Genomic DNA, 9779 nt, shown 5'->3' with positions numbered 1-9779 from the left:
GCTGCAGCTCGCCCCAAGCTAGGTCCCAGCGGGCGGGGGTGGCGGCCAGCACCTCGGAGGTGGCGGGGCCGTGGTGTTCGAGGTAGTAGTTGCAGAACCCCTTGAGCGGGCAGCGCGGGCAGTTGGGTTTGGCGTAGAAGCACACTTTCTGGCCGTGCCAGTAGTTGTGCTTGTGGAAGTTGAGTAGCACCAGCGCATCGGCCGGCAGCTGGGCCAGCAGCAGCTGGTGCGCCTTGTCGGCCGAGGCTTTGGGCGGAATCATGCCCACGCGCTGGGCAATGCGGTGCACGTGCGTATCGACGGGCAGCACGGGCTTGTGGAAGTTGAAGAGCAGCACCAGCGAAGCCGTTTTCAGCCCGATACCGGGCATGTCGTGCAGCCAGCTCATAGCCTTGTTGGTAGGCTACTCGGCCAGGAAATCCAGCGCAAACTCGCCCCGCTCGGCCTTTATGCGGCGCAGAATTTCCTGAATGCGCGGGGCCTGCGTATCGGGCCAGCGGGTGGTGCGGATGGCGTGGGCCAGCTCCGCAGTCGGGGCCGCCGCCACCCCGGCCCAGTCGCCGAAGGTTTCCAGCATCCGGTGGTAGGCCAGCTCTTCGTCGGCGTGGGTGGTGCGGTGCGACAGGACCGTCGAAATCAGCTCGCGCATGGGTGAGCGGCGGGGCTTTTCGAGCGTGAGGGGCGGGTAGAACTGTTGTAGTTGCGCGTGGTTCTGCAGGGTTTTCTCGGCGGCAGAAGCGGTGTAGGTTATGGGCATACGCGGTTGTACCGCCGGGCCGGGCGGCAGGTTGCGCCCGCCCGGCCACAAAAAAGCGGGGGCCTCCCCGAAAGGAAGCTCCCGCTTTTCAAAAGACGACAATCGGTGCCTAGATGGTGCCTTTCTCAGCGGCCTTCTTCAGCTTTTCATTGGCAAAAATGGCTACTTCCACCCGGCGGTTAGCCACCCGGCCGGCTTCGGTCGAGTTGTCGGCTACCGGCTGTTTCGAGCCGTAGCCCGTTACCGTGAAGCGCGAGGCATCTACGCCCTGCTGCTGGGTGTAGTTTGCCACGGCCTGGGCCCGGCGCTGCGAAAGCGGGTTGTTGACGGCATCAGAGCCGCTGGTGTCGGTGTGGCCTTCCACAATCACGTTGGTGTCGCCGTACTTTACGAGCGTCTTGGCGAGCTCCTGGATGTTGTTCTGGGCCGCGGCCGTCAGGCTCGCCGAGTTTTTAGCGAACAGCAAGCCCGAGTCGAAAGTAATTTTGATACCCTCGCCTACCCGCTCGACAGTGGCACCGGCCATTTCGCGCTGCAGCTCGGCGGCTTGCTTGTCCATCCGGCGCCCGATAAGCGCACCCCCGGCCCCACCCACGGCGGCTCCGATGATAGCACCCTTGGCCGTGCCCGACTTACCACCAATTACGCGGCCCAGAATGGCCCCGCCGGCAGCCCCGCCCAGGCCACCAATTATTCCGCCTTTAGCGGTTTTGCTCCAGGGCTTTTTCTCTTTGGTGGTTTGGGCCTCGGCGAAATTGCCGCCTAGCAGCAGTACGGCCAACAGCAGTACAAATAGGGAGCGAAGATTAATCATCGGAAAACAGGAAAGATGAGGAAGTGAAGAAAAAACCTGGGCCAGCCAGCTGGCTACGGGCCGGCAAAGCTACCCGCCGGAAGCCGCTTTACAACCATCCTGCCAGAAACAACCCGGGCCCACTCGCTGGCAGCGAATGGGCCCGGAAATCAACACAATCAGTTTTCGAAAGCAGCCTTATCTGGGCTGCTTGTTGCGACGCGCTTACAGGTTCGGGTTGGTAGTTTCCCGGGCCCTGCGCCGCTCATCTTTGCGCTTCTGCTTCTCGTTGCCTATAATGGCACCGGCGCCGGCACCCACGGCGCCACCAAGTATAGCGCCTTTAGTCCCGCCAATTACGGCGCCGGCGGCCGCGCCGCTACCGCCACCAATTATGGCGCCTTTGCCCGTATCGTTGGCATTACGGTAAGTCGAGCAGCGCATCATCAGGGCTGCAATCAGCAGCATAAAAGTCCAGCGTATCATTTTCATGGTCGGTTGGTTTTAGTGAAAGGAATAAGCGTTCGTTCGACGCAGTAGCCTCTGGGCCGGCGGTTAGTTTCTTAGGAATCACCCAGGTCAGAGCAGCCTGCCGATGGGCATTTTAACGGCTCCGGCTATAGCAGGTTGGTAGTTTCCGGTAAGCCCGGCGGCATCTGTTGTACTTTCCGTCGCCCTCCTTATCGTAGCCGCACACCATTCCTAAGCCATGTGCCGGGTACTACATAACGGACGCGGGGAAAACCGCCCGCATGCAAAGCCCCACACCGCCAATGCCAGTAATAGCAGATTTCGAAGCCACAATTTTTCACCTCAGGCGGGCACTGTGGCTACGGTTTCCAATTACAGCTCCAAAATGGTCGGCGCAGGCAAAAAAAAAGCCCCCTCAGCGAGGGGGCTTTTCTTATCAGAACCGAGCAGCTTTTGCCCGGCCTATAATTACAGCGTACCGTTTTCGGCGGCCTTCTTCATCTTCTCGTTGGCGAAGATGGCAATTTCAACGCGGCGGTTGGCCTGCTTACCGGCTTCGGTCGTGTTGTCGGCAATGGGCTGGCTCGAGCCGTAGCCCTGAGTCGAAACGCGGCTGGCGTCTACGCCCTGGCTAACGGTGTAGTTAGCCACGGCCTGGGCCCGGCGCTGCGAAAGCGGGTTGTTGATGGCATCCGAACCCGAAGCATCGGTGTGGCCTTCCACAATCACGTTAGTATCGGGGTACTTCTTCAGCGTTTCGGCCATCTTCTGGATTTCGGTCATCGAAGCAGCACGCAGGTCGCTCTTGTTGGTATCGAACAGAATGCCCGAATCGAAGGTGATCTTGATGCCTTCGCCTACCCGCTCTACTTTGGCGTTAGCCATGTCGCGCTGCAGCTCTTCGGCCTGCTTGTCCATTTTGCGGCCGATCAGGGCACCGCCCGTACCGCCTACGGCAGCACCAATAATAGCACCAGCAGCCGTGCCGCTCTTGCCACCAATTACGCGGCCCAGTACGCCACCTACAATTGCGCCACCACCAGCACCGATGATGCCGCCTTTGGCCGTTTTGCTCATGCCGGTTTTGCGGGGACCCGTACCGTTGGTATCAGCCTCCGGGATGTTGGGGTTGCGAGGCTGCGAAGTGGCGCAGGAGCTGATGAACAGCACGAAGGCCATCAAAAGAGTAAAAAGGGAGGTGCGGGAAGTCATAAAATTCAACAGATTGGTGAGAGAAAGAGTCAGTTTACCTGGTCAGAGGTACTTACTAGGTTTGAGAAAAAAAGTTCGGCAAATATAGATGCTTATCCATACCCGGCCTCTGGTAGCGAGCTGCTGTAACAACCAGAAGCCCGCCCGAGACGCCTACAGCGCATCTGACGGGCTTCTTTCCAAAAAGCTTGCCGAAAATCGAGTGTGGAGGCTGAAATACTGGCCAGGCAGCCTAAGCAGGCTCCGTCTCAGCGCCTTTACCGGCCTGCAGCATCGAGAGCAGCGTGTGCAACCGCGTCTTCAACTCCTTACGGTCGACGATAAAGTCGAGGAAGCCGTGCTCAAGCACGAACTCGGCACTCTGGAAGCCCTTGGGCAGATCTTTACCAATGGTTTCCTTGATAACACGCGGGCCGGCAAAGCCGATGAGCGCGCCGGGCTCAGCAATATTAAAGTCGCCGAGCATGGCAAATGAGGCCGTAACACCACCTGTGGTCGGGTCGGTGAGCAGGGAGATGTAGGGCAGGCCGGCTTCGGAGAGCAGTGCCAGCCGGGCCGAGGTCTTGGCCATCTGCATCAGCGAGAAGCCGGCTTCCATCATGCGGGCGCCACCCGAGCGCGAAATCATGAGGAAGGGCAGACGGTGCTCGCGAGCATAATCGATGGCGCGGGCAATCTTCTCGCCTACCACCGAGCCCATCGAGCCGCCGATAAATTTGAAGTCCATGGCTGCCACTACCAGGCCCAGGCCATTAAGCTGGCCGTGGGCGGTGCGCACGGCGTCGCGCAGGCCGGTGCTTTTCTCGGTGGCTACCAGGCGCTGCGGGTACGCTTTGGTGTCAACAAAGTGCAGCGGATCGGCTGAATGCATATTGGCGTCGAGTTCCTCAAATTGGCCGCCATCGAATAGGAAATTGAAGTACTCGACGGCCTCCACCCGGTCGTGGTAGCCGCAGTTGCCGCAGGTGCAGAGCAGGCGCTTGTGCTCCACCATGGTAGCCACCGTTTTGCACTCGGGGCACTTGTACCAGAGGCCGTCGGGGGTTTCCTTTTTCTGGTCGGTAGGCGTTACAATGCCTTTTTCTTTGCGATTAAACCAGGACGACATAAGTAACGGAAAGGCGTGGGTTCAGAAGGAAGTACAGACCCGCGCCGGCCGAACGGGCGCGGGTTGGGGGGTGCAAGTTACGGCGGAATCCAGAAGCGTGAAACGCCGGGCTAAAGTGCGCTTAGCCGCTGGGCTGGGGCCGAAGCGGCCAGCGGACTGTATCTTGCCGGAAGCCGGCCGCGAGCCGGCCGTATTTTCTTTCGGCTTTCTACTCGTTTTCGCAGTGAAGAACTCCTTTCCTTCCGCCCTGGCAATGGGCGCCCTACTGGCCTCTCTGGCCCTGCCCGGCTGCGTAGCCTCCAAGAAGTACGACGATTTGCGGGCCCGCCAGTCGGCCACCGAGCAGGCCAAAACGGAGGCTGAGCGCCAGAACCGCCAGAATGTGGCCGAACTGAAAAAGGCTGGCGACGAGCTAACTCGCCTGCGGCTGCAGAACCGCCGCCTCACCGACGACTCGACCGAAACCGGCCGCAACCTGGCCCGCACCCGCCAGCTATACGAGCAGCTCACCGACAGCTACGACCGGCTACTGAAGAACTCGGACCGAACGCTGGCCAACAAAACCACTGACTACAACAAGGTGGCCCAAGACCTGGCCCGCCGCGAGGCCGAGCTGGGCGAGCTGGACCAGAGCCTCAAGAAAAGCCGCGCCGACATCGACCGCCTTAACCAGGACCTGACGGCCCGCGAGGCCAAACTGGGCGAGCTGCAGAAGGCGCTGGCTGAGAAAGACCGCGCCGTGGACGCCCTCAAGGCCAGCGTGAGCAACGCGCTGCGCGGCTTTAAAGGCACCGAACTGCAGGTGGAGATGCGCAACGGCAAGGTGTATGTGTCGCTTTCCGAGCAGCTGCTGTTCAAAACCGGCTCGACCAAAGTAGACCCCAAGGGCCAGGATGCGTTGCGCCAGCTGGCTACCGTGCTCCAGCAGCAACCCGACGTGAACGTGGTAGTGGAAGGCCACACCGACAACGTACCTTTCAGCCGGGCTGTAGGCGCCATGACGGATAACTGGGACCTGAGCGTGCTACGGGCCACCGAAATTGCCCGCCTGCTCACCACCGGCGGTGTGGCTCCGGAGCGCGTTACGGCCTCGGGCCGCTCGCAATACGTGCCTGTAGCTCCCAACTCCTCTCCCGAAAGCAAGGCCCTCAACCGCCGCACCGAAATCATCCTCACGCCCAAGCTCAACGAACTGTTCAAAATCCTCGACTCCAACTCGGCGGGAAAGTAGCCGCGAAGTATTATTTCAAGCTGGAAGTATAGCCCAAGAGTTTTTCTAGACGCGAGGCCCGATAAAAAATAAAGCCCCTGACGCCGTAATAGCGTCAGGGGCTTTATTTTTTATCGGGCCTCGCGTTTCACCCGCCCTTCTTATTTACCCGATGGCCTGCTTGAGGTCAGCCAGTAGGTCCTCGATGTCCTCAATGCCCACGCTGAGGCGGATGAGCGAGTCGGATAGGCCCGACTTGCGGCGCTGCTCGGCCGGGATGCTGGCGTGCGTCATGCTGGCGGGGTGGCCCGAGAGGCTTTCGACGCCGCCCAGGCTTTCAGCCAGCGTGAAGAGCTCGAACTTTTCGAGTACCGCCACGGCATCGGCCTGCTTATCACCTTTGAGCACAAACGACACCATTCCGCCGAAGTCGCGCATCTGCCGGGCGGCTACGGCGCGGTTGGGGTGGTTTTCGAGACCGGGCCAGTACACCTTCTCTACTTTCGGGTGTTGCTGCAGGTACTCGGCTACCTGGCGGCCGTTTTCACAGTGGCGCTGCATGCGCACGTGCAGGGTTTTGAGGCCGCGCAGCACCAGGAAACAGTCCTGCGGGCCGGGCGTACCGCCGCAGGAGTTCTGGTAGAACGCCAGCTTTTCATTCAGCTCGCCGTCGTTGACAACCAACGCGCCCATCACTGTATCGGAGTGGCCGCCCATGTACTTAGTGAGCGAATACACCACGATATCGGCACCCAGGTCGAGCGGGTTCTGCAGGTAAGGCGTCGAAAAAGTGTTATCGACGGCCAGCAGCGCACCCGCTTTTTTAGCCACGGCCGCAGCGGCTTCAATATCGATGACGTTGAGCAGTGGGTTGCTGGGCGTTTCCACCCAAATCAGCTTCGTACGCTCGGTTACGGCTGCCTCCACGGCCGCCATGTCGTGCATGGGCACAAAGTGGAAGTTGATGCCGTAGGGCGCGTACACCTTAGTGAAGAGCCGGTAGGAGCCGCCATATAGATCGTCGGTGCAGATAACTTCGTCGCCGGGCTGCAGCAGCTTCACTACGCAGTCGATGGCGGCCATGCCCGAAGCAAAGGCCAGCCCGTGCTGGCCGTTGTCGAGGGCCGCCAGCGCATCCTGCAGCTGGGTGCGGGTGGGGTTGTGGGTGCGCGAGTATTCGTAGCCCTTGTGCTGGCCGGGCGAGGTCTGAACGTAGGTAGAGGTCTGGTAGATGGGCGTCATGATGGCCCCGGTGGCGGGGTCGGGATGCACGCCGGCGTGGATAGCTTTGGTTCCGAATTTCATGCGGCAGAGAGCAATAACAGGTGAAAAATCAGTTGCCCGGCAAAGGTACGCACTCCTTTGCCGGAGTGTGTTTTGGCGCGGGCCGCGGGGCGGTTCCGGCCGTTGGCGCCTTTCTTACGTTCTTAGCGGCAGACCGGCCCCGTAGCGCCGGCCGCCGTTTGCTGCTCTCCTTATGTCATTTCTGAATACCCTCTTTCGCCAGAACAAATCCACGCTTACTGCCCTGGTGCTACTCACGGTGCTGCCTATTATCGGCGACAGCGTACTGACCTGGACTCTGCACGAAAACCAGCACTGGCTTCAAAACCCCAGCCTGGGCCTCATGCTGCTCTACTTCGTGGTAGTCGCCATCACCATGACGCTCTCGCTCACCCACACCACAGTAGTGGTACTCATTACGGCCTTTTTCTTCGGCTGGAAGGGCTTTCCGGGGATGTTGCTGACCTATATGCTGGCCGCCTACGGAGGCTACCTCATCGCCCAGAGCCTCGATAAGGGCAAGCTTATCCGGCTGCTGGAGCAGTTTCCGAAGGCGCACGCGGTAATGGGCGAAATGCGGGCCGACAGCTGGCGGCTGGTGCTACTCACGCGCCTCTCGCCGGTGCTACCCTTCGCCATGATTACGTTTATTCTGACCGTAATGGGTGTACCGAAGCAGCAGTTTCTGACGGCCTCAGTTATCGGCATGCTGCCCCGCACCTTGTTCTTCTACTGGCTCGGCACTAAAGCCCAGGATGTGCTCCTGCTCATCCAAAGCCCCGATACGGGCACGGCCGGCAAAGTACTGGTAGCGGTACTGCTGGCCGTATCGGCTTTCGGGTTGTATTTCGTGTTCACCCGGGCGCTGAAGCGCAGTTTGAAGCAGAGCGAAGTGTCGGAATAAAAAAAATCCGGCTGTCATTCAGCTGTTTGCAGGCTGGCAGTACACTTTTTTTGCCTCCCGGTTTGCGCGGCCCGGTTTTTAGCTGCTATCTTTGCACAACCAAAACGGATAAACGCATCCGCATAACGGTAAAAAGGTTGTGTAGCTCAACTGGATAGAGCATCTGACTACGAATCAGAAGGTTTAAGGTTCGACTCCTTACACGACCACTAGAAAGCCCCTCAGCATTGTGCTGTGGGGCTTTTTTATTGCTCATTAACAAACGTCGTTCCTGGCGGTGGTAAAAGAAATTGTGCCGGCAGCGGACGATAGGCCGGAGTTGTCTGGAGTCTGACAGTGGATACATGCCCGTTGTGATAGGCTTTAGGCGGGCGGGCTGCGTATCTTTGCGGCCGCGTAGCACCTGGCTCCGAGAGTTACCGAGCCTTTCGGCCAACGATTTAGCCGGTTTCGTTGTTACGCGTACGGCTCCGGTGGGGCCGTACGGCTTATCTTTCGTTTACTCCATGACCAATTCCATTTCGACCGATATCTGCATTATCGGGGCTGGCCCAGTGGGGCTGTTTGCTGTATTTGAGGCCGGGCTATTGAAGCTTCGCTGTCACGTAGTCGACGCCCTGCCGCAGGTGGGCGGACAGCTGTCGGAAATCTACCCGAAGAAGCCGATTTACGATATCCCGGGCTTCCCCGAGATTCTGGCCGGCGACCTGGTAACTAACTTGATGCGTCAGATTGAGCCCTTCCACCCCACTTTCACGCTTGGCGAGCGAGTGGAGGAGTTCCGTAAGCTCGACGACGGCTCGTTTGAGCTCAAAACCACCGACGGCACCCAGATCAGCTGCAAGGCCGTGGCCATTGCCGGCGGCCTGGGTTCGTTTGAGCCCCGCAAGCCCGCCATCGAAGACCTGACCACTTTCGAAAACGGCAAGGGCGTGCACTACATGGTGCGCGACCCCGAAGCCTTCCGCGACCAGCGCCTGGTAATTGCCGGCGGTGGCGACTCGGCCCTCGACTGGACCATCTTTCTGGCTAACGTGGCCAAGGAAGTGACGCTGGTACACCGTGGCACCACGTTCCGCGGGGCCGCCGACTCGGCCGAGAAAGTGCAGAAGCTGCACGAGGCTGGCAAGGTAAATCTGGTGCTCAGCAGCAACGTGACGCACGTACACGGCAACGGCCGCCTTAATGCTGTTACCATTACGGCCAATGGCGGTGAGGCCAAGCAGGTCGAAATCGATTCGTTTATTCCGCTGTTCGGCCTCACGCCCAAGCTCGGCCCGATTGGCGAGTGGGGCCTGGGTATCGACGACAATGCGGTGGAAGTGAACACCGTGGACTACTCGACTTCGGTGCCCGGCATCTATGCCATCGGCGACATCAACACCTACCCCGGCAAGCTCAAGCTGATTCTGTGCGGCTTCCACGAGGCTGCCCTCATGTGCCAGGGCGCCTTCAAGTACATTTACCCCGACAAAAAATACACCCTCAAGTACACCACGGTGAACGGGGTACCCACACTTTAATTGGCTGTTAGCTGAGAGCTGTTAGCTACTAGCTTTTTTCGTTTATCGGAAAGCTAATAGCTAACAGCTCTCAGCTAATAGCTCCAAACAGCATGACCGACGAAGTACGGGTGTACGTGGAGGAGTCTCCCGGGCACCGCCGCGAAATTGTGGGCCCCACCGATATGGGGCTGAGCCTGATGGAAATCATGAAGGCCGACGGCTACGACATTCAGGCCACTTGCGGCGGAATGGCGCTGTGCGGCACCTGCCACGTAGAGGTGCTGGCCGGCCCCGAGTTGCCCGAGCCCTCCGACGACGAAATGGCTATGCTCGAAAGCCTGCCCATCATGACGCAGGGCAGCCGCCTCTCGTGCCAGATTCGCCTTAACCCGCGCATCGACGGGCTGGTGGTGCGCCTGATGCCCCAGGAGTCGTAGTATTCGTTACCGTTATGAAACAAAAAGCCGGCCCTTCGCGGGGCCGGCTTTTTGTTTGGCATAAGCAATGTGGCAGCCGGGCAGCCGTTATGGGATGG

Annotated in this window: 11 protein-coding genes and 1 tRNA gene; 5 read left to right on the top strand and 7 right to left on the bottom strand. The window is 59.7% G+C overall.

The annotated features are described in order from the left end of the window. The 6 genes from HW554_RS20615 to accD all read right to left on the bottom strand — a co-directional run. Positions 1-388: endonuclease III domain-containing protein (locus tag HW554_RS20615; RefSeq protein ID WP_394354316.1), on the bottom strand; the 388-nt coding region annotated here is incomplete at its 3' end. A gap of 15 nt (positions 389-403) precedes the next feature. After that, positions 404-757, bottom strand: coding sequence for an endonuclease III domain-containing protein (locus HW554_RS20610; protein ID WP_246285147.1), 354 nt, complete (start codon positions 755-757; stop codon positions 404-406). Between the two features lie 109 nt (positions 758-866). Next, on the bottom strand, positions 867-1571 hold the full coding sequence (locus HW554_RS07660; protein ID WP_176907990.1) for an OmpA family protein: 705 nt from the start codon (positions 1569-1571) through the stop codon (positions 867-869). 204 nt (positions 1572-1775) lie between these two features. Next, positions 1776-2036: a YMGG-like glycine zipper-containing protein gene (locus HW554_RS07655; protein ID WP_176907989.1), complete on the bottom strand. Its 261-nt coding sequence runs from the start codon at positions 2034-2036 to the stop codon at positions 1776-1778. 453 nt (positions 2037-2489) lie between these two features. Next, complete coding sequence (locus HW554_RS07650; RefSeq protein WP_246285146.1) at positions 2490-3233, bottom strand: OmpA family protein; 744 nt, start codon at positions 3231-3233, stop codon at positions 2490-2492. A 232-nt stretch (positions 3234-3465) separates the two neighbouring features. After that, positions 3466-4341: an acetyl-CoA carboxylase, carboxyltransferase subunit beta gene (gene accD, locus HW554_RS07645; RefSeq protein ID WP_176907988.1), complete on the bottom strand. Its 876-nt coding sequence runs from the start codon at positions 4339-4341 to the stop codon at positions 3466-3468. A gap of 223 nt (positions 4342-4564) precedes the next feature. Here accD and HW554_RS07640 point away from each other — a divergent pair, with 223 nt between their 5' ends. Further along, the gene (locus HW554_RS07640; protein ID WP_317170847.1) at positions 4565-5572 is read left to right on the top strand and encodes an OmpA/MotB family protein; all 1008 of its coding nucleotides are present in this window, start codon (positions 4565-4567) and stop codon (positions 5570-5572) included. Between the two features lie 144 nt (positions 5573-5716). On the opposite strand, the gene HW554_RS07635 is transcribed toward HW554_RS07640, so the two are convergent. Next, entirely contained in the window at positions 5717-6856 is a 1140-nt protein-coding gene (locus HW554_RS07635) for a cystathionine gamma-synthase (protein WP_176907987.1), read from the bottom strand. 172 nt (positions 6857-7028) lie between these two features. Between HW554_RS07635 and HW554_RS07630 the strand changes: the two genes are divergently transcribed. From HW554_RS07630 to HW554_RS07615, 4 genes are all read left to right on the top strand, one after another. Beyond that, a complete protein-coding gene (locus HW554_RS07630) occupies positions 7029-7739 on the top strand; it encodes a TVP38/TMEM64 family protein (protein WP_176907986.1) in 711 nt (236 codons plus the stop codon). Positions 7740-7874: 135 nt separating this feature from the next. Continuing rightward, a tRNA-Arg gene (locus tag HW554_RS07625) sits at positions 7875-7948 on the top strand. A gap of 297 nt (positions 7949-8245) precedes the next feature. Beyond that, complete coding sequence (locus HW554_RS07620; protein WP_176907985.1) at positions 8246-9262, top strand: NAD(P)/FAD-dependent oxidoreductase; 1017 nt, start codon at positions 8246-8248, stop codon at positions 9260-9262. A gap of 92 nt (positions 9263-9354) precedes the next feature. Next, positions 9355-9681, top strand: a complete 327-nt coding sequence (locus HW554_RS07615; protein WP_176907984.1) for a 2Fe-2S iron-sulfur cluster-binding protein — start codon at positions 9355-9357, stop codon at positions 9679-9681. Positions 9682-9779: the final 98 nt, after the last annotated feature.

The sequence above is a fragment of the Hymenobacter lapidiphilus genome (genome assembly GCF_013377885.1).
Lineage (GTDB): Bacteria > Bacteroidota > Bacteroidia > Cytophagales > Hymenobacteraceae > Hymenobacter > Hymenobacter lapidiphilus.
This window is presented reverse-complemented; position numbering and strand designations above follow the sequence as displayed.